Annotated in this window: 18 protein-coding genes and 1 pseudogene; 4 read left to right on the forward strand and 15 right to left on the reverse strand. The window is 70.4% G+C overall.

Translation table 11 applies throughout. The annotated features are described in order from the left end of the window. Position 1: 1 nt before the first annotated feature. From ACH492_RS12495 to ACH492_RS12540, 10 genes are all read right to left on the reverse strand, one after another. The gene (locus tag ACH492_RS12495; RefSeq protein ID WP_398985545.1) at positions 2-673 is read right to left on the reverse strand and encodes a TIR-like protein FxsC; all 672 of its coding nucleotides are present in this window, start codon (positions 671-673) and stop codon (positions 2-4) included. A gap of 127 nt (positions 674-800) precedes the next feature. Next, a complete protein-coding gene (locus ACH492_RS12500; protein ID WP_398985547.1) occupies positions 801-3074 on the reverse strand; it encodes an FxsB family cyclophane-forming radical SAM/SPASM peptide maturase in 2274 nt (757 codons plus the stop codon). A 56-nt stretch (positions 3075-3130) separates the two neighbouring features. Continuing rightward, the gene (locus tag ACH492_RS12505; RefSeq protein ID WP_398985549.1) at positions 3131-3310 is read right to left on the reverse strand and encodes an FXSXX-COOH protein; all 180 of its coding nucleotides are present in this window, start codon (positions 3308-3310) and stop codon (positions 3131-3133) included. 153 nt (positions 3311-3463) lie between these two features. Further along, the gene (locus tag ACH492_RS12510) at positions 3464-4141 is read right to left on the reverse strand and encodes an SRPBCC family protein (RefSeq protein ID WP_398985551.1); all 678 of its coding nucleotides are present in this window, start codon (positions 4139-4141) and stop codon (positions 3464-3466) included. Positions 4142-4151: 10 nt separating this feature from the next. Beyond that, positions 4152-5264, reverse strand: a complete 1113-nt coding sequence (locus ACH492_RS12515) for an XdhC family protein (RefSeq protein ID WP_398985553.1) — start codon at positions 5262-5264, stop codon at positions 4152-4154. Continuing rightward, positions 5257-6411, reverse strand: a complete 1155-nt coding sequence (locus tag ACH492_RS12520; RefSeq protein ID WP_398985555.1) for a VWA domain-containing protein — start codon at positions 6409-6411, stop codon at positions 5257-5259. Before ACH492_RS12520 ends, ACH492_RS12515 begins: the two co-directional genes overlap by 8 nt. Positions 6412-6415: 4 nt before the next feature. Beyond that, positions 6416-7303 (reverse strand): AAA family ATPase, encoded by an 888-nt coding sequence (locus ACH492_RS12525; protein WP_398985557.1) that lies wholly within the window; start codon positions 7301-7303, stop codon positions 6416-6418. Beyond that, on the reverse strand, positions 7300-8163 hold the full coding sequence (locus ACH492_RS12530; RefSeq protein ID WP_356226089.1) for a xanthine dehydrogenase family protein subunit M: 864 nt from the start codon (positions 8161-8163) through the stop codon (positions 7300-7302). The genes ACH492_RS12525 and ACH492_RS12530 overlap by 4 nt, the downstream gene beginning before the upstream one ends. Then, complete coding sequence (locus ACH492_RS12535) at positions 8160-10535, reverse strand: xanthine dehydrogenase family protein molybdopterin-binding subunit (RefSeq protein WP_398985559.1); 2376 nt, start codon at positions 10533-10535, stop codon at positions 8160-8162. Before ACH492_RS12535 ends, ACH492_RS12530 begins: the two co-directional genes overlap by 4 nt. Beyond that, positions 10532-11086: a (2Fe-2S)-binding protein gene (locus ACH492_RS12540; protein WP_398985561.1), complete on the reverse strand. Its 555-nt coding sequence runs from the start codon at positions 11084-11086 to the stop codon at positions 10532-10534. The genes ACH492_RS12535 and ACH492_RS12540 overlap by 4 nt, the downstream gene beginning before the upstream one ends. Before the next feature lie 143 nt (positions 11087-11229). Between ACH492_RS12540 and ACH492_RS12545 the strand changes: the two genes are divergently transcribed. Beyond that, positions 11230-11457 (forward strand): hypothetical protein, encoded by a 228-nt coding sequence (locus ACH492_RS12545; RefSeq protein ID WP_398985563.1) that lies wholly within the window; start codon positions 11230-11232, stop codon positions 11455-11457. Positions 11458-11473: 16 nt separating this feature from the next. Here ACH492_RS12545 and ACH492_RS12550 read toward each other — a convergent pair whose 3' ends face one another. From ACH492_RS12550 to ACH492_RS12560, 3 genes and pseudogenes are all read right to left on the reverse strand, one after another. Continuing rightward, positions 11474-12505 (reverse strand): aldo/keto reductase, encoded by a 1032-nt coding sequence (locus ACH492_RS12550; RefSeq protein WP_398985565.1) that lies wholly within the window; start codon positions 12503-12505, stop codon positions 11474-11476. A gap of 51 nt (positions 12506-12556) precedes the next feature. Continuing rightward, entirely contained in the window at positions 12557-12721 is a 165-nt protein-coding gene (locus ACH492_RS12555) for a zinc-binding dehydrogenase (RefSeq protein WP_398986213.1), read from the reverse strand. Continuing rightward, positions 12717-13460, reverse strand: a pseudogene (locus ACH492_RS12560) (NADP-dependent oxidoreductase); the annotation flags it as partial. The gene ACH492_RS12555 and the pseudogene ACH492_RS12560, both read right to left, overlap by 5 nt. A gap of 438 nt (positions 13461-13898) precedes the next feature. Between ACH492_RS12560 and ACH492_RS12565 the strand changes: the two are divergent. Beyond that, on the forward strand, positions 13899-14846 hold the full coding sequence (locus tag ACH492_RS12565) for a nucleoside hydrolase (RefSeq protein WP_398985567.1): 948 nt from the start codon (positions 13899-13901) through the stop codon (positions 14844-14846). Here ACH492_RS12565 and ACH492_RS12570 read toward each other — a convergent pair. Then, positions 14841-16496 (reverse strand): serine hydrolase, encoded by a 1656-nt coding sequence (locus ACH492_RS12570; RefSeq protein ID WP_398985569.1) that lies wholly within the window; start codon positions 16494-16496, stop codon positions 14841-14843. The two genes, ACH492_RS12565 and ACH492_RS12570, sit on opposite strands and share 6 nt — an antisense overlap. Before the next feature lie 71 nt (positions 16497-16567). Between ACH492_RS12570 and ACH492_RS12575 the strand changes: the two genes are divergently transcribed. Beyond that, positions 16568-16738, forward strand: coding sequence for a hypothetical protein (locus ACH492_RS12575; RefSeq protein WP_398985571.1), 171 nt, complete (start codon positions 16568-16570; stop codon positions 16736-16738). 336 nt (positions 16739-17074) lie between these two features. Then, entirely contained in the window at positions 17075-17242 is a 168-nt protein-coding gene (locus ACH492_RS12580; protein WP_398985573.1) for a hypothetical protein, read from the forward strand. Positions 17243-17247: 5 nt separating this feature from the next. On the opposite strand, the gene ACH492_RS12585 is transcribed toward ACH492_RS12580, so the two are convergent. Then, a complete protein-coding gene (locus tag ACH492_RS12585) occupies positions 17248-18237 on the reverse strand; it encodes an iron-containing redox enzyme family protein (RefSeq protein ID WP_398985575.1) in 990 nt (329 codons plus the stop codon). Positions 18238-18303: the final 66 nt, after the last annotated feature.

The following is an 18303-nucleotide window of genomic DNA, read 5'->3' on the forward strand; positions in this document are numbered from 1 at the left end:
CCTACGGTCCCTCCTCGAATACGTTCCGGAGGTCGTCGAACAGCCCTATGTCGCACGGCTCGAGGCGCGCCTGCTGGGCGACTTTGACGATCGTCTGGGCGATTCCCCAGACGGCCCTGCGGTACTGCAGCGAGTACCCCGCCTCGCGCAGTCCGTAGAGGCCCATCTTCAGATAGGGCGGTCCGAGGTCCGGGTGCGTGTACTGGACCGCCTCGGCGACCGGGGGCAGATCCAGGTGTGCGGGACTCAGCCAGAGAACAGGGACGATCGCATTGACCGTGTAGGGCCGGGTCCGGTGCTGCTCCGCCTGCCGCCGTGCGAAGGCGTCCCACTCCTTGCCGCACCATTCCCGGGAGAAGTACCTCTTGGTGTAGACGGGTACGAATACCTGACAGGTCGCCAACGCCTGCTTGAGGTTTCTCTCCCAGTCGGCGCCGATGCCCATCCGCCGGTCCAGGAAGCCGGGCGGCTGGGTGCCGTCGTGGTCGGTCAGTTGCATGACGTGGCGGCACAACTCCCGGTGGAAGTCGACCAGATCCTGGTCCGGGTGCTCTCCACGCCGTTCTTCCTCCGTCGAGGGGACACGCGCGTAGCTGAGAAAGAAGTACGGGTCCTGATCCATGGGGCTCGTGGGGCTCGCGGGCGGCGGTGAGGAGGAGAACGGATGGCTCATGGCCTCGCCTCCCCCGTGATCACTGCCGGCCGCACGCCGACAGGGTGCCCCCGGCGGCGCGGCCGGTGCCCGAGCATCCATTGGAGCGCGAAGTCCCCTGCCGGTACTAGGGGTTGAAGGCAACGGATCATTGCGCCGGCCGGTCGAGTGCCAGTGCCGTCGCCCGAATGCCCGCCAGCAGACGCTCGCCCACACCGGTGGCCGCCCCGGCGGCGTCCAGCGTGTCCAGCGCGGCCAGCACCGCGTCACGCCAGTACGACGTCCATCGGGCGGCGTCGTCGGTGCCTGATCCGGGCGCCGATCCGGGATCTGATCCGGGATCTGATCCGGGCGCTGTGCGCCGGGCGCGGATCCGCCAGACGTCGGCCACCGCGAGATGGGCGTAGACACCCTGCAGCACGGCGTCGGGCGGCCGAAGGTCCGCGCGCCAGGCGACCCGGTGCAGGCCGCGCTCCACGTCGACGAGGTCGTACATGTCCTGCAGCGCACCGAGCTTGACGTGCTGGAACTCGTGGATCAGCAGGAGGGCCAGGTCATCGGCGGAAGGCGGCAGTACGATGCCGACCGCGCCGAACGCATGCCGGGACGTCTCGCTCACGGCCGGGGATGCGAGCGGAGTCACCGCGCGCAGTCCGGCGGCGAGCCCGTCGGCGTACCGGGGGTATTCGGCCAGGATGATCTGCCAGGCGCTGCCGAACGCCTCCTGCCAGCTGTGGAATTCGGCGGCGCTGAGCCGCGGCAGGACCGCGGACTGGTAGCGGGTCCGGTAGGGATCGGTGTCCTCCAGCGCCACGCGCACCCCGTCCGCCTCCAGGAATCGCAGCGGCTCCCAGACAAGGGTGTCCGGCAGGGCGGTCAGCGGACGGCCCTCGACCGTGATCTCGCCGTCCTCTGCGCAGACCGTCAGCTCACGAGCACCACCGTTCACCAAGAGACCCCCCAGTCCCGGCAGTTGTATCCCCCCTTCGCGCAGCGGCACCGTCAGGCTCAGCCGCTCCCCTGTCCGGACAGCGGCGGCCAGGGCGATCTCGGCAGGCCGCCCCGGGTCGGGATCCGCCCCCTCACAGATCTCCAGCGCCCAGACCCGCAGATAGGGGTCGGCCAGCACCGCGTCCAGGGCGGCGGGAGACAGTGCGGAGATCGACTCCCAGGCCGCCGACGGGTGCGGGGCCGCCCGGTGAGCGGCCGCGAGAAGCGCCAGCCGCAGGCTGCTCTGCGCCTGGCCCAACTCCCGGACGGCTGCCGCTGAGCCATGGCCGCCGGCCAGCTCGTCGAAGTGCGTCCGGCGCAGGCCGTGCGAGGGGACGGTGTCATCGGCGCGTTCCACGTACTGGATCAGTTTGAGCAGATCGGCGCAGTACACCGAGGGGTTGTCGAAAGCGCCGGCGGTTGTCGAGGCCGGGGTCCGGAAGCGGTGGCCGTACAGTCCACCGCCGCACACTTCCACCACCGGGCACGCGCGGCACTGGGCCGACAGTCCGCCCAGGCCCTGTCGCTGGGCCCGGATGCCGGGGTGGTCGGCGGCTTCGTCGAAGCGGTCGCGCGCAACATGGAAGCCTGTTTCCGGAGCGCCGTGGGCGACGGTCTTCAGCCAGTCCGCCTGTTCGATGGCGCCGTCGGTCTCTACGACGAGCAGGTCCGAACTGCCCAGACCCAGGGCCTCGGTAAGGCTGAGTCCGCCCTTGGCGAGCCTGGTGATCGACTCGAACATCCGGATCCGTACGGGCTTCCCGTCGGCCGTCCACCTCTTATGGACAGCGATCAGCCAGTCCGCGTAGTCCGTCTCTCCCCGCGGGCGCGGCGGCGGCCGGTCCCAAGTGGCGTGCGGCAGCAGGAAGTCGATGCCCGGCGGGTCGAGTTCGACCAGGGCCCGGTACACCGCGACCGGATCGTTCTCCACATCGACCGTGCACAGCAGGCCGCCGAAGGCACGCCGGTGGGCGGGCGTTCCGAGCCTCCGGACAGCTCGCACCACGTCGTCGTAGCTGCCGGATCCATCGGCCCTGATCCGGTGCCGGTCGTTGGAGATGCGGTCGCCGTCGAGCGAAATGCCGGTGACGATGCCCTCGTCGGCCAGCATGGCGCAGAACTCGTCGTCCAGCCGCAGCCCGTTGGTCTGCATGCGCAGGTCGAGACCGCTCACCCCGCGCAGCGCGCCGCGCAGTTCGCGAGCGAAGCCGCGCAGCCGCTCACGGCCGGCCAGCAGCGGCTCACCGCCGTGGAGTACCACATGGACGCGGGACAGGCCGTGCACGGCAGCGTGTTCGGCGATCCGGCCGGCGGTGAGCCGGAAGATCTCATCCGGCATGGTGACCGGGCGGCCGCGCCAACTCTGGTCCGCGTGCCGGTAGACGTAGCAGTGGTCGCAGGCCAGGTCGCACCTGCTGTGCACTTTGACCACAAACTGACGGAATGGCCTCGTCCCCGCCGTCACCTGAGCGTTCCCCCGTCCGTCGATCAAGGCGAGGTCTGAGCGGACCCTGAGGACTGGAATGCGGACACCGTCTCTCCGTGCGCCGAGCCCACCCGCGCCAGCACGGCGTTCTGAGCCGCCTCCGGCACCTGTCCCAGCGGGGTGCCGCTGTGGTCCTCGATGGCGCCGAAGACAATCGCGGGCGGCTGCTCGTCGCTGGCCATAGGGGGTCTCCTCGGGTGTGCGGCTCCGGGCGGCCTTCTTATCGTCACGCCGTGATTACGTAACGACAAGGCACCCACCGGCCAACTCGGGCGGAGCGCCTGCGCCGCGTCTCGTCCGCATCCACGAACTCGGCGACCTCCTCGCCGAGCCTGTCACCGTTTTCTGCGGATGAGGATGACCGTCAGCGCGGCGAGTGCGGCCACCACAAGAACTACCGCCGCGCGCTTGGCGACCGGGACACCCGCGGTGCGCAGGAGGTCGATCGGCTCGGCCTCGTACCAGCCGGTGCGGCCGAACACGGCAGGCTCTGCGCTGTCGGCCTCGGCGCGGTCGGGGCTGGTGGCCGCGCCCTCCCCGGCGCCGGCGGGCGCGCTCACAGACGGCTCCCCGCTCGCCAACTGCCGTGACACACAGTCGGCGAACTGGCCGACGAGCTTGTCGCCCACATCGGCCATGACGCCGCGGCCGAACTGGGCGGGCCGTCCGGTGATCGTCAGATCGGTGACGACCGTGACCGAAGTACCACCGTCCCCTTCGGCCAGTGTTCCGGTGACGGTGGCTCGCGCGGTGCCTTGCCCGCGAACTTCCTTGCCGTGCGCGGTCAGGACGATCCGGTGCGCCGACTCGTTCATCTCCTCGAAGGTGGCGGTGCCGAGGTAGGTCACGGTGATCGGGCCGACCTTCACCTTCACCCTGCCCATGATGTGCTCGCCGTCGAAGCCCTCCACGGTGGCGCCCGGCATGCAGGGGGCGATCCGCTCGATGTCGAGCAGCACCCGCCACGCCTCGCCGACCGGGACAGGGACTGTGAACTGGTGTTGCAGCTCCATGGTCTTCTCCTCACACCGGCTTCAAACGGGCACGGTGGATCGCTCCGGCTGTTTGTGCCAGCGGGCTGCCACTGCCGCCCCAGCGCAACGCGACGATCTCCGCCGCGATCGAGACGGCCACCTCCTCGGGAGTACGGGCGCCGAGGTCGAGGCCGATGGGCGAGCGCAGCCGCTCCAGCTCGGCTGCGTCGACTCCGTTCGCCCGCAGGCGCGCCAACCGGTCCTCGTGCGTACGGCGGCTGCCCATCACACCGATGTACGCGGCCGGGGTGCTCAGGGCCACTTCGAGCAGCGGGACGTCGAACTTCGGGTCGTGGGTGAGCACGCAGATCGCGGTCTTGTCGTCGACTTCGGTGCCCCCCAGATACCGGTGCGGCCAGTCGACCACCACCTCGATCCCGTCCGGGAAGCGGCGGGGGTCGGCGAAGACCGGGCGCGCGTCGCACACGGTGACCCGGTAGCCGAGGAACGCGCCGATCCGGGCCACCGCGGCGGCGAAGTCGATCGCGCCGAACACAAGCATTCGCGGCGGCGGGGCGAAGGACTGGAGGAACACGGTGACGTCGTCCTCGCGGCGTTCGCCGTGCGGGCCGTAGTGACGCCGGCCTGTTGCCCCCTGCGCCAGCTCGCCGCGCGCGTCGGCGGTGACCGCGGCGTCGAGGCCGGCCGATCCGAGCGAGCCGGAAACCGCGTCCGGCCAGACGGCGAGTACGGCACCGCGCGGGGCGGGGCCGTCGATCACGGTCGCCACCACGACCGGGCGGTGCTCGGCGACCGACGCGGCGACCTCGCCGAACGAGCCGTCGGCCACGGCCGAGACGGAGCGTACGAGGAGGGTGATCTCGCCGCCGCAGGTGAGCCCGACGGCGAAGGCGTCCTCGTCGCTGTAGCCGAAGGTCTGCAACTGCGCCCGACCGGTCTCGACGACATCCTTGGCGAGGTCGAACACCGCGCCCTCCACACAGCCGCCGGACACGCTGCCCACGACCTGGTCGTCCGGGCCCACCGCCATCGCCGCCCCGGGGCCGCGCGGCGCACTGCGGCTGACCGCGACGACGGTGGCGAGCCCGAACGGGCTTCCGGAGGCGTACCAGCGGCTCAGCGCCGGGAGGATCTCACGCATCGGCCGCACCTCTCACCACTGCCGCCAGGCGCTCCAGGGCGCCCAGGCTGTGTCCTTCGACGAACGCGTCCACGTGGGGCAGCGCCGCGGCCATTCCGGCCGCCAGCGGCTCGAATCCCGGGCGCGCCTTGCGCGGGTTGGCCCACACCACCCGGTGGGCCAGTCGGTGCAGCCGCCGCATCTGGGCTGCGAGCAGCGCCGGGTCCGAGCGCTCCCACCCGTCGGACAGCACGACGACCACCGCTCCGCGGGCGGTGCCCCGCTGCCCCCACCGGTCGAGGAAGCCGCGGAGCGTCTCGCCGAGCCGGGTGCCTCCGCTCCAGTCGGGCACCGCCGACGCGACAGCGGCCAGAGCGGCGTCCGGATCGCGGTGCGCCATTTCACGGGTCACGCAGGTCAGCCGGGTGCCGATGGTGAACACCTCGGTACGCGTACGGGCAGAGGTACCGGACGGCGAGCCGTGCGCCGCGGCATGCGCGAAGCGCAGCAGGGCGTCCGCATACGGATCCATCGAACCGCTCACGTCCAGCAGCAGCACAACGCGGCGCGGCTTGGTCGCGGGGGCGCGGTGGCGCAGCCGCGCCGGCTCTCCGCCGCGGCGCAGCAACTCCCTTACGGTGCGCCGCGGATCGACACCGCCGCGCCGGGCCGGTCGCAGCCGGGGAGTGCGGCGCGGCTCGCCGCTGAGCGAGAACGCCGCGAGCAGCCGGCGCAGATGCGCGCGCTCGGCCGCGGACAACTCGGCCATGTCGCGGTGGCGCAGGACTTCCGCGGAGCTCGCAAGGGCGGCCGCGGGCGGTCCCCCGGCCCCTTCTTCCCTTGCGTCGAGAGGCGCGCGGGACTCGGCGGCCACCACGCGGAGCACGGGCCCCGGGGCCGGGACGCGGCGCAGCCGGTCGGGGGGCCGCTGTTGCTGCGCGAAGTACGCCGCGAACACGCGCTCGTACCGCTCCAAGTCGTCCTGACTGCCGCACAGGGTGAGCCGGCCCGTCCAGTAGACGTCGGAGCGGCGCTCGGCCCCGAGGATGTCGAGCGCGCGCAGGAAGGTCTGCACGCGGTCGGGGCCCGTGGGGAGGCCGGCCTCGCGCAGTGCCCGGGCGAATCCGACGAGGACCGCCGTCGCGTCCACCGCTGGTGCCGCGGGCATGACGTCACGCTCCCCGGGCGGCGAGGACCGCGGTCAGGTCGAGAGACCTGGCCCGTTCCGCGTCCTCGCGGTATTTGAGCACCGAGCCGAGCGTCGCGACGGCCAGCTCCGCGTCGAGTTCCGTCGCGCCGAGCGCGTCGAGGGCCTCGGCCCAGTCGATGGTCTCGGCCACACCGGGCGGCTTGAGCAGGTCCTGCGTGCGCAGTGTCTGCACGACGGCGGTCACCTGTGCGGCGAGCCGTTCGGTCACCTGGGGCTGGCGCCTGCGGACGATTGCGAGTTCGCGTTCGAAGCCCGGGTGGTCGAACCAGTGGTACAGGCAGCGCCGCTTCAGTGCGTCGTGGACCTCGCGGGTGCGGTTGGAGGTGAGTACGACGACGGGCGGCGACTGGGCCCGCAGGGTGCCCAGTTCGGGGACGGTGACGGTGTACTCGGAGAGCAGCTCGAGCAGAAAGGCCTCGAACTCGTCGTCGGCGCGGTCGACTTCGTCGACGAGCAGCACCGACGGCTGGGTCTCCAGCGCCTGCAGCAGCGGCCGCGCGATGAGGAACCGTCTGCTGTACAGCTCGCTCTCCAGCCGGTCGGCGTCGGTGATCCCGGCCGCTTCGGCGGCCCGCAGATGCAGCAGCTGGCGCGGGAAGTCCCAGTCGTACAGGGCCTGGGAGGCGTCGATGCCCTCGTAGCACTGAAGGCGGATCAGGGGTGCGTCGAGAACCTGCGCGAGAGCGGAGGCGAGCGCCGTCTTGCCCACGCCCGCATCGCCCTCGCAGAAGATCGGCCGGTGCAGTTTCAGGGCCAGGAAGCAGGCGATGGCGAGACCGTCGTCGACGAGATAGCCGGTCTTCTCCAGTCCTGCTCGCAACTCGTCCGGCCCGTCCGTCACACCTGTCACTCCATCCCGGCCGCGGCCAGTACCGCTCGCCGGGTGAGCACCCGAGCGAGGTGTTCGCGGTACTCGCGCGACGCCGACAGGTCGGACGCCGGACGGGTGCCTTCCGCTGCCGCTTCGGCGGCCCGTGCCACCGCCGCAGGGTCGGCGTCGGCACCGGCGAGCGCCTCTTCGGTGGCGCTCGCCCGCAGGGGGGTCGTGCCCATGTTGGTCAGGCCGATACGGGACTCGGCGAGATGGCCGTCGTCGCGCCGCACCAGCGCCGCCACGCCGACGACCGCCCAGGCCTGGGCGGACAGGTTGAACTTCTCGTAGTGGAATCCCCAGTTCTCCGTCTTCGGTACGCGGACCTCGACGAGCAGTTCGTCCGGCCGCAGCGCGGTCTGGAGGTAGTCGGTGAAGAACTCAGCGGCCGGGATGGTGCGCCGGCCCTGCGGCCCGGCGGCCACCAGCTCGCCGTCGAGGGCGAGCAGCACCGCCGGCAGATCACCTGCCGGGTCGGCGTGCGAGAGGGAGCCGCCGAGCGTGCCGCGGTGCCGTACGGCGGGGTCGGCGACCGTCTCGGCAGCCGCGGCCAGCAGCCCCGCGTGGCGTCGCACCAGCGGGTCGTGGATGACGTCGTGGTGTGTGGTCATGGCCCCGATCACGAGCGAACCGGCGGCGGCGTCCTCGCGCACCCCGCGCAGTTCGGGGATCCGGCCGACGTCGACCAGCAGTTCGGGGAAGGCGAGCCGCAGACGCAGGATGGGGATCAGGCTCTGACCGCCGGCCAGGACCTTCGCCTCGTCGCCGCCGTCCGCCAGCGCGCGTACCGCTTCGTCGACCGTCTGCGGCCGCGCGTAGTCGAATGCAGCGGGAATCATGCCGTCGCCTCCTCGGCCCTGGCCTGTTTGACGGCCTGCCAGATCCGTTCCGGTGTGCACGGCATCGCCACGTCGCTCACGCCGAGGGGCCGCAGCGCGTCCACGACCGCGTTGACCACGGCCGGGGTTGACGCGATGGTCCCGGCCTCGCCGACGCCTTTGACACCCAGGGGGTTGGACGTCGCCGGGGTCTCGGTGCGGTCGGTGACGAAGCTGGGCAGGTCGGGTGCGGAGGGCACCAGGTAGTCCGCCATGGTGCCGGAAACCAGGTTGCCCTCGGTGTCGTACACAGCCTCCTCGAAGAGCGCCTGGGCGATGCCCTGGGCCAGGCCGCCGTGGATCTGGCCCTGGACGATCATCGGGTTGATCACCTTGCCGACGTCGTCGACGCAGACGTAACTGCGAATGCGGGCCCGGCCTGTCTCGGTGTCGACCTCGACGGCGCACAGGTGAGTGCCGTGCGGATACGAGAAGTTGTCCGGGTCGACCAGGTGCTCGGCGTTGATCGTCGGTTCCATGCCGTCGGGCATGTCGTGCGACGAGAACGTCTCGAAGGCCACCTCCTGGATGGTCTTCGTCGCCTCGGGCGAACCCTTCACCGAGAAGGTACCGCCGGAGAATTCCAGGTCGGCCTCGTTCGCCTCCAGCAGATGCGCGGCGACCTTGCGGGCCTTGGCGACCACCTTCTGCGCGGCCAGGTGGACGGCGACCCCGCCGACCACGAGCGAGCGGGAGCCGTATGTGTCCATGCCCTGCGGAACCGCCTTGGTGTCGCCGTGCACCACCTCGACATCGTCGAACGGCACGCCGAGCTCGTCGGCCGCGATCTGGCTCCAGCAGGTGGCGTGCCCCTGCCCGTGCGGGCTGGTGCCGGTGACCACTTCGACCTTGCCGGTGGGCAGCATGCGGATAGTGGCCGCCTCCCAACCACCGGCGGCATAGCGGAGGTCGCGCAGAATCCGGCTCGGCGCTATGCCGCACATCTCGGTGTAGGTGGATATGCCGATGCCGAGCCGCATCGGGTCGTTCCGTTCGTTCCGCACGCGCTGCTCGGCCCGCAGGTCGTGGTAGCCGAAGAGGGCGAGCGCCCGGTCGGTGGCGGCTTCGTAGTTGCCGCTGTCATAGGTGAGACCGGAGATCGAGGTGTACGGGAACTCGTCGTGGCCGATCCAGTTGCGCCGGCGCAGCTCCATCGGGTCGAGGCCGAGCTCCGCGGCCAGCTCGTCCATGGTCCGCTCGATCGCGAACGTCGCTTCCGGACGGCCCGCGCCCCGGTAGGCGTCGGTGGGGGTCTTGGTGGTGAAGACGCCGGTGCAGTTGAACGTGTACGCGTTCATCTTGTAGATCCCCGGGTACATGAACGCGCCCAGGAGCGGGGTGCCGGGCGTGATCAGCATCAGATACGCGCCCATGTCGGCGAGCAGGTCGACCCGCAGGCCGAGCACCTTGCCGTCCCGGGTCGCCGCGAGCTCGATGTCCTGGAGCTGGCCGCGGCCGTGGTGAGTGGCCTGATAGCCCTCCGACCGGGACTCGGTCCACTTGACGGGCCGGCCGAGCCGCTTGGCCAGCACGAGGGCGAGGGCTTCCTCGCCGTACACCTGGAGCTTGGAGCCGAAGCCACCGCCGACGTCCGGGGCTATTACCCGCAGCTGGTGCTCAGGGATTTTGGTCACCATCGACAGCGTCACCCGTGCGACGTGCGGGACCTGCGTCGATGAGTACAGGGTGTATTCGTTGGACGCCGTGGGAGGCGTGGCGACCACGGCCCTCGGCTCCATCGCGTTCGGGATGAGCCGCTGCTGGGTGTAGCGGCGGTGAACCACGACGTCGGCCCGGGCCTTCTCCGCTTCGTAGTCGCCCGTGGCGAGCGGCCAGGTGTAGCAGCGGTTGGTGCCCTTGTCGCCGTGCACCAGCGGGGCGCCGTCGGCCAGCGCGTCCTCCAGGTCGAGCACGGGCGGCAGCGGAGTGTAGTCGACGTCCACGGCCTCCAGCGCGTCGGCCGCGGCGTACCGGTCGCGGGCGATCACGACGGCCACCGGGTCGCCGACGTACCGCACCTCGTCGACCGCCACCGCCGGATGGTCGGGCATGACGATGTCCTCGGTCACCGGCCATACGCAGGGCATGGAGCCCATCTCGCCGGCCAGGTCGCGGCCGCTGAAGGCGGCGATCACCCCTGGCCGCTCCAGCGCGGGTGTCACGTCGACGTGACCGATTGTGGCGTGTGCCATGGGGCTGCGAAGGATCGCCATGTGCAGCAGACCCGGGAGGGCGATGTTGTCCGTCCAGGTGGTCCGGCCGGTGACGAGCCTGGCGTCCTCCTTGCGCGTACGGGAACGGCCGACCTCGCGTTCGGCGAGCTGCTCGGTCATGGTGACGCCTCCTGCCCGGCCGTGGCCGGAGCCTTCAGCGGGTCCGGCGCGGTCGTCGTGACGGCTCCGGGCGAGGGGGCGCGACGGCGCCGCTCCTCGGCGGCGGCCGCGAGGACGGCGCGCACGATGTTCTCGTAGCCGGTGCACCGGCAGAGGTTGCCTTCGAGGCCGTGGCGGATCTCATCGGGCGTGGGGTCGGGGTTCTCCTTGAGCAGGTCCCGGGCGGCCATGATCATGCCCGGCGTGCAGTAGCCGCACTGAAGGGCGTGCTGCTGATGGAACGCCGTCTGCAACGGATGCCAGTCGCTGTCGGAGGCCAGGCCCTGGATGGTCGTCACCTCGCCCCCGTCGGCCTGGACGGCCAGCACCGTGCAGCTCTTGACGCTCTCACCGTCCAGATCGACGGTGCAGGTTCCGCAGTTGGACGTGTCGCACCCGACAGGGGTTCCGGTGAGGCCCAGCCGGTCGCGCAGATAGTGGACGAGCAGCAGGCGGGGTTCCACCTCGTCCTCGTACGCCGTGCCGTCCACCTTGAGCGAGATGCGGGTCATATGCCCTCCCAGATGCACGATCGAGATCAATACGGCGTTCTGGTCCGATATGTGCAACTGTAAGTGGCGGCCCTGGGGCGCGCTAGCGCTCGGTCGGGCCTGGCGCGGGTGCCTCCGGGCCCATCTGGATGGACGCTGGAGGCATGTCGGGACGCCCGCCGATCGTCGTGCACCGGATCTCCGCCTCCGGTGGCCGCCGGGTCACGGTCCGGGACCAGATCATGGGCCTCGCCCACTCCGATGCGCATCTGCTGGAGTTCCTCCGCCAGGCCGGACTGCCGGACGCCGCAGACCTTCTCGACGACCCCACCTGGACCGACTGGGTCGGCGACCGGCCGCACCAGTACGACCCGCTGGAGATCATGCCGTGATGAGCGCCGTTCCCCTTCAGCGGCGGCGCAGGGACTTGTCGGCCAGCGCAGGCGGTGTGTAGTAGGAGTCGCCCCGGTTCAGGTCCGTGCCCGGAGGCACGATCTCGTCGATCCGGTCCAGCACGTCCTCGCTCAGCTCGACGCCCACGCCTTCCAGCAGGTCCTCGAGGTGGGCGGGTGTCCGCGGGCCGATGATCACCGAAGTGACGGCCGGATGGGCCCGTACGAACGCGATCGCCAGGTGCGCAAGCTTCAGGCCCGTCTCGTCGGCGAGATTCCTCAGCTCGCCGACGGCCTCCAGCTTGCGGGCGTTGCCCGGCACCGACGGGTCGAACTTGTGCTGCTCGAGCACGGCTCGCCCGCTGCCCGCCGTCAGGTCGACGTCCGACGGCTTCCTGTACTTGCCGGAGAGCCAGCCCGCGCTGAGCGGGCCCCAGGTCAGCACGCCCATGCCGTAGCGCTGGGCGGCCGGCAGCACCGCGGTCTCCACGCCCCGGGCCAGGATCGAGTACGGCGGCTGCTCGGTCCTGAAGCGGATGTGGCCGCGCCGCTCGGCCGTCCACTGGGCCTCGACGATCTGTTCCGCCGGGAAGGTGGAGTGGCCGATGGCGCGCACCTTCCCCGCGCGTACGAGGTCGGAGAGGGCGGACAGGGTCTCGTCGATGTCGGTGGCTCGGTCGGGGCGGTGGACCTGGTAGAGGTCGATGTGGTCGGTGCCCAGGCGCCGCAGGCTGTTCTCGACGGCGCGGGTGAGCCAGCGCCGCGAGTTTCCCCTTTCGTTGGGATCCTCGCCCATCGGGCTGCTGACCTTCGTGGCGAGCACGACGCCACCCCGGCGGCCCTTGAGCGCCTTGCCGACGATCTCCTCCGATTCACCCTGGCTGTAGATGTCGGCGGTGTCCACGAAGTTGATGCCCGCGTCCAGGGCCCGGTGGATCATACGGACCGACTCGTCGTGGTCGCCGTTGCCCCAGGCGCCGAACATCATCGCGCCGAGCGCGTATTCGCTGACCGAGATGCCGGTGCCACCGAGGGTCCTGCGCTTCATGAGGGCTGTGCCTTTCGTAGGTCGGGGGTGGTGCGCATTCGTGACGTCACGTCACATCCGCTGTGGGATCTCGATGACGACCTTGCCCCGGATGTGCTTCCCGGCGAAGTCGGCGACGGCCTGTACGGCGTCTTCCAAGGAGTAGCGTGCGCCGATCTCGACCCGCAGGCGCCCGTCCGCCGCCCGCGCTGCCAGGTCTTCCAGGCCGGGCCGCACGCGCCGTGCCCGTGAGCCCGTCGCCCGAGTTGACCAGGTCCACGACGACGTCGACGCCGCCGGGCACCAGGCGCAAGGTCTCCTCGACCACGTCGCCGGTCTTGTAGTCGACGGTGTCTGCGGCGCCGAGGCCGCGCAGGTATTCCTCGTCATCCGCGGTCGCCGTGGCGATCACCCGGGACCCGAGCGCGTGGGCAAGTTGCACGGCGTACAGCCCGATCCCCCCGGTGGCTCCGATCACGAGCACGCTCTCGCCCGCCGCGAGCCGGACGGCGCGCAGCAGGCAGACCGCGGTCAGGCCCGATTCGGGAATGCACGCCGCGTGCAGGCTGTCCAGGCCCGGAGGCCGCAGGGCCAGCAGGGGGCCGGGCGACGCCACCGTGTACTGGGCAACGGCACCCACGAATCCGGTGAAGGCGAGCACAGGATCACCCGGCGTGTAGCCGGAAACACCCTCCCCCACCTCGGCCACGGTGCCTGCCGCGTCCATGCCGATCACCAGCGGTTGGTCGACCGGGTAGATGTCCTTCATGGCGCCGGTGATCAGCGCCAGGTCGAGCGGGTTGAGCGCCGCGGCGTCGACCTTGATCAGCACCTGGCCCGGTTCCGGGGTGGGTGTGGGGTGGTCGGTGACCGTGATCTGGTCCAGCGGCACGTAGTCGGTGGCGACGAGGGCTTTCACGGCGGACTCCCTGACGTGACGTGAGTAGGGGCTCGAGGGCACCCGGCGTGAGCCCACGCCTCTCTTCTACGCGGTCGGACCTGACCAAGCGAGGAGCCCGACCGTACGAGCCGCCGAACGGGGACAGGGTCTGAACGGTCTTGTGAGGTCATCGATGGGCGTGGATCACGGTGCGGCCGGAAGTTACGGAGCACCGCCGCCTCCCGGCCCGGCAACGTACGCAGTTTCAGCCTGCTGGCCGTGCCCCTGCACGGTTTCGGGCTCCAGGAGGTGATCACCGGCGCCGGACTCCGGCACTTCCCTGAGGAACGGCCCCACCAATTGGCCGCACACCTACTGGACAGCGATGACGACAGCCGTAATGAACACGATGGCGCTGCGCTGTTCGAAGGCCGTGTTCTCCCTGGGTGCGCGAGGGCTACGGTGCATCGTTGCCGACGGCAGCTGGTACTTGTCCATACTGCTTCACGGTTGCCGGCTACCAGGAGGAGACCCATGGCCGTCCCTGTGATCCTCGACTGCGACCCCGGGCACGACGACGCGTTCAACATCATGCTGGCCGCCGCACATCCGGCGATCGAGCTGCTCGCGATCACCACGGTCGCCGGCAACCAGACGCTGGAGAAGACCACGCTGAACGCCCGGCGGGTGTGCACAGTCGCAGGTGTCGAGGGGGTGCCGATCGGGGCCGGACGGGACCGGCCGCTGCACGGGAGGGCGTCGGTGGCCGCCGGCATCCACGGGGAGTCGGGCCTGGACGGGCCGGGGTTCGGGGAACCCACCGTGCCACTGGATCCGCGGGACGGGGTCACGCTGATCCGGGACACCCTGCTCGCGCATCCGGTGCCGGTGACGCTCGTGCCGACCGGACCGCTGACCAACGTGGCGGCGCTGCTGCTCGGCCATCCCCGGCTGGCCGAGCGCATCGAGCGCATCGTGCTGATGGGCGGTTCGACCGGCCGGGGCAACACCACGCCCGCCGCCGAGTTCAACATCGTCTGTGATCCGGAGGCCGCCGACATCGTGTTCTCCAGCGGTCTGCCGGTCACCATGATGGGGCTGAACGCCAGTCACCAGGTGCTGGCCACGGCCGATGTGATCGCGCGGATCGACGCGCTCGACACCCCGCTCAGCCGGCTCTGCACCGAGCTGCTGACCTTCTTCGCCGCCAGGTACCGGGAGGTCTTCGGCTTCGAGGCGCCGCCGCTGCACGACCCCCTGACCGTGGCGCACATCATCGATCCGCAGCTGGTCAGCCTGGTCTCCGCGTCGGTCGCGGTCGAACTGACCGGCACCCACACCCGCGGTGCCACCGTGGTCGACCTGGACGGCGTCACCGGCCGCCCGGCGAACGCGCATGTGGGGATGGACGTGAACGTCCCCGCCTTCTGGGACCTGATCGTCGACGCGGTACGCACGCTGGGCGGCCCCGGTCGTTCATGATCGGGCAGCGGGCCCGGCGCGGGCGAAAGTGCCCAGGCCGTTCTGATCGAGGTATTCGACGCGCACCTTTGACGCGGTGTCGCGGTCGCCGACGGTGAAGGTGACGCCGGTGAGGCCGACCGCGTTCTCCCCCGTGGTGGCAAAGCTGAACGTGTCGCCGTCGTAGTGGGTGAGGCGGAACCGCATCGGTTTCGGCCCGAGTTGGAGATTGAGCCCGTCCTGGTCCGCCGTGACCACAAGCTTTCCGTAGTAGGCGCTCTCATACGTACCGGTGTACGCGCTGTCGGCACGGGCTGCCTTGGGGTTCGCGGGCGGATCGGCGTAGTTGGTGGGGGACTTGGCGGCCTGCTCCTGCTGCTCGTAGATCCCGGCGACCAAGGGCAGCCAGTCGGCGGTGGGCTTGCCGTTCTGGGCGATGTCGAAGAAGTCGAGGGCGACGGCGTCGGCCATGCCGACCGGTTGGCCGTTGGTGAGGACGACGATGCCGAGCTTCTCGCCGGGCAGCATCGTCACATTGGTGTTGGCGCCGAGCGCGAAGGCGCCGGAGTGGCTGAGGCGGAGCCTGCCGTGGTCGTCGTAACTGACGTTCCAGCCCAGGCCGTAGAAGCCGGTGCGGCCGGCCGGGGCCGCCGGCGGCTGGGACAGCGTCTCGGGCAGGTGGGTGTGTTCCAGGCTTTCGGCGTCGATGATCTGCCGGCCGTCGAGCTTCCCGTTCGCCAGCTGGAGCCGCAGCCACCGGGTCATGTCGTCGGCGGTGGAGCTGACGCCGCCGGCCGGCGACTGCGCGTCCGCGTCCCGTACGAACTTCGCCTGCCAGCTGCCGTCTTCGGTCTTCACATGGGTGACGGCCTTGTCCGACGCCTTCTCGTAGTCGGCGAAGAGGGCGCTGGTGGACTCCATTCCGGCCGGCTTGAACAGGGTGTCGTCGCTGAGTTTCTCCCAGCTGACGCCCTTGGCGCGGGCGACGGCCTCCGCGGCCGCGGTGAGGCCGAAGTTGGTGTACGCGTAGCTCGCGCGGAACGGGTCGAGCGGCTCGTACTTCAGATGGCTCAAGATGTACGTACGGTCGTAGCCGAGGTCCTCCAGCAGATCGCCGGCGTGGTCGGGCAGGCCGCTTCGGTGCGAGAACAGATCCGCGATGGTGACATGGCTGGTCGCCCAGGGATCCTTGAGTGCGAAGCCGGGGAGGTGCCCGGCCACCGGCTCGTCCCAGCTGACGACCTTTTGCCCGACGGCCCCGGCGACGACGGTGGATGCGAGCGGCTTCGACAGCGACGCCAGCTGGAACACGGTGTCGGGCCCAACCTGCGCGGACTGGCCGATCCTTCGCTCGCCGAAGCCCTTGAGGTAGACAACCCGGTCCCCATAGACGACGCCGACGGCCGCGCCGGGCACGCCGGTTCGCTTCATCGCGTTCTCTACGACACCGTCGAGCTTGCCGATGGCGCCGTCCACATCGGCTTTGGTGAGCTGGGGCGGGGGCTGGGGCGGGGGTGCCTGCGGAGCGGACGGCGATGGGGAGGGTGAGGGTGACGGGCTCGGCGCGGCGGCGCCGGATGTCAGGGCCGTCGCCGTGGTCAGCAGCACGGCCAGGCCCGATACGGCGAGCGAACGGCTTCTGCGTAGTCGTACGCCCTTCGCAGCATGCATACATTCCATTGAACGCCCGCCGTGGGACGTTGTCGCCCGCAGGCGTTCGGGTGCTTCAGGGCACGCGGACGATGAGCAGCCGGCCGTGCGCGGTGAAGGGCTGGGCGTCGGCCGGGCTGCGCACCCGGCCGGCAACCGCCTACCGCCCCGACCGCATCGGCATTCGCAGCGTCACCTCCCGGCCCGACGAGAGCGGCGGATTGCCGAGCTGTTCCGCGAAGTCGAAGGGTTCGGACCAGTGAACGTGGAGTCCGTGCCGGGGTGGGGCGCGGCGCCGCCGAACTGCTCGGCGCCGGCCATCAGTTCCCGGGACGCCCGGATGGCGGCCCGGTCCGCTTCGGCAGCGCGGCCCCGGTGAGCGCCGCAACGCCCGCAGCCTCCCCGGCGGCTGACACGCCGCGTCTGTTCCACATCTCCACCGCACCGCACGGCTGATCGGGCATCCAGTGAAGCCGGTTTGGGCGGGGGAAGAAGGGTGGCATCGGCGCGCTCCTCGCGCGCCTGCGGCGTGCGCCTGCGCGGCACCGATACCGTCGCCACAAACCACCGCCTGGAGACATCACTTCGCGGAGACACCGATGCACTTCGACCCGACCGACCCTGAGACGTTCGAAGCAGAGCCGGACGCCGACATCGCCCCTCACCACGACGATCGCCTCTTCGATTCCGACCCGGACTCGGCTAGTGAAGCCGACCGCGCGGAGCAGGCCCGTGTCGTCGAGCTGCACGACGACGAGTACAGGTAGTAGTGCTAGGAGTCGGTGCGCAGCGACGACGTGTCGCTGCGCCAGGCGGCGAGGAGGCAGTCGGCGAGGCGGCTCTCGAGGTGCTCCGTCGCGTCGATGCCGAATGCGATGTCGGCCTCCAGTTGGGGCTCCTCCTTCAGGAGGCCTGCGATGACCTCGCGCCGCACGACCTGCTCGTGCACCGCGTCGGCTTCGACGTGTTCGTTGTAGAAGAACTCCGCTGCGGGCCCGGCCCCGGTGCGGTTCATCGCCGCGGCCAGTCGCCTCGATCCGGGAGAGGAGGTGATTTCAACGGCGGCGAAGTGTCCCACCAGGGATCCGCGCAGGGCCCGGTGCAGACCGAACAGTGACATGAGGTTCACGGTGGCCAGCGCCTGGGCTGAACCGGAATTCAGGTAGTGGCCGTATGTCGCGTCGAGGCCGAGATCGGTCATGAGGTCCGCAAAGAGTTGAGCGTGGACTCGCTCCGCCCGTCCTCCGCCGAATTCGTCGAATTCCACGGCGGCCATGCCGGCCTTGGCACGCCCCCACAGCCGCGGCAGTACCCAGGCGTGTGGATCGGCCTCCTTGAGGTGATAGAGCGACCGTTGCGCGGCGTATTCGCACACCTGCCACAGCTCTCCCTCGTCCTGGAGGAAATGAGAGACGCCGGTGTCGTTGACCGGCTCCAGCAGAAGGTCCGCCAATGCGTCGTCCACGGTTTCATGGCGGGTGGCGTCGGCGCGCAGTGCGTCAAGAAATCGATTCTCGAGCAGGGAACGCACGCCCAGGAGCGCCGGGTCCCATTCGAGTGCTGCATCGACACCCGCAAAGCCGCGGTAATGGAGCTCGTAGGTCAAATAGAGAGCGAGCTGCAGATCTTCCCCGTAAGCGTCCGCCTTTTGCACGGCCTGGCTTCCGGGCAACGTTGTTTCTCCGCCGAGGTAGCGGATGATCGCCGCCGAGAGTTCACCACGCTCCCGCGGTAGCACAGGTCCCTGCTGTTCTGTGGCCATATCCCCCCAGTACCCCGTGATCTTCCCTTTATCGGGCGGATGCTCCACGCAGGTGGGTTCCGCCGC

The organism is Streptomyces sp. NPDC019443 (genome assembly GCF_044389785.1).
Taxonomy (GTDB): domain Bacteria; phylum Actinomycetota; class Actinomycetes; order Streptomycetales; family Streptomycetaceae; genus Streptomyces.

What these genes read in the sequence shown, in the direction of transcription:
- ACH492_RS12495 (WP_398985545.1), bottom strand. Translation starts at nt 673, where the DNA reads ATGAGCCATCCGTTCTCCTCCTCACCGCCGCCCGCGAGCCCCACGAGC.
- ACH492_RS12505 (WP_398985549.1), bottom strand. Translation starts at nt 3,310, where the DNA reads ATGGCCAGCGACGAGCAGCCGCCCGCGATTGTCTTCGGCGCCATCGAG.
- ACH492_RS12510 (WP_398985551.1), bottom strand. Translation starts at nt 4,141, where the DNA reads ATGGAGCTGCAACACCAGTTCACAGTCCCTGTCCCGGTCGGCGAGGCG.
- ACH492_RS12515 (WP_398985553.1), bottom strand. Translation starts at nt 5,264, where the DNA reads ATGCGTGAGATCCTCCCGGCGCTGAGCCGCTGGTACGCCTCCGGAAGC.
- ACH492_RS12520 (WP_398985555.1), bottom strand. Translation starts at nt 6,411, where the DNA reads ATGCCCGCGGCACCAGCGGTGGACGCGACGGCGGTCCTCGTCGGATTC.
- ACH492_RS12530 (WP_356226089.1), bottom strand. Translation starts at nt 8,163, where the DNA reads ATGATTCCCGCTGCATTCGACTACGCGCGGCCGCAGACGGTCGACGAA.
- ACH492_RS12535 (WP_398985559.1), bottom strand. Translation starts at nt 10,535, where the DNA reads ATGACCGAGCAGCTCGCCGAACGCGAGGTCGGCCGTTCCCGTACGCGC.
- ACH492_RS12540 (WP_398985561.1), bottom strand. Translation starts at nt 11,086, where the DNA reads ATGACCCGCATCTCGCTCAAGGTGGACGGCACGGCGTACGAGGACGAG.
- ACH492_RS12545 (WP_398985563.1), top strand. Translation starts at nt 11,230, where the DNA reads ATGTCGGGACGCCCGCCGATCGTCGTGCACCGGATCTCCGCCTCCGGT.
- ACH492_RS12550 (WP_398985565.1), bottom strand. Translation starts at nt 12,505, where the DNA reads ATGAAGCGCAGGACCCTCGGTGGCACCGGCATCTCGGTCAGCGAATAC.
- ACH492_RS12565 (WP_398985567.1), top strand. Translation starts at nt 13,899, where the DNA reads ATGGCCGTCCCTGTGATCCTCGACTGCGACCCCGGGCACGACGACGCG.
- ACH492_RS12570 (WP_398985569.1), bottom strand. Translation starts at nt 16,496, where the DNA reads ATGCATGCTGCGAAGGGCGTACGACTACGCAGAAGCCGTTCGCTCGCC.
- ACH492_RS12575 (WP_398985571.1), top strand. Translation starts at nt 16,568, where the DNA reads ATGAGCAGCCGGCCGTGCGCGGTGAAGGGCTGGGCGTCGGCCGGGCTG.
- ACH492_RS12580 (WP_398985573.1), top strand. Translation starts at nt 17,075, where the DNA reads ATGCACTTCGACCCGACCGACCCTGAGACGTTCGAAGCAGAGCCGGAC.
- ACH492_RS12585 (WP_398985575.1), bottom strand. Translation starts at nt 18,237, where the DNA reads ATGGCCACAGAACAGCAGGGACCTGTGCTACCGCGGGAGCGTGGTGAA.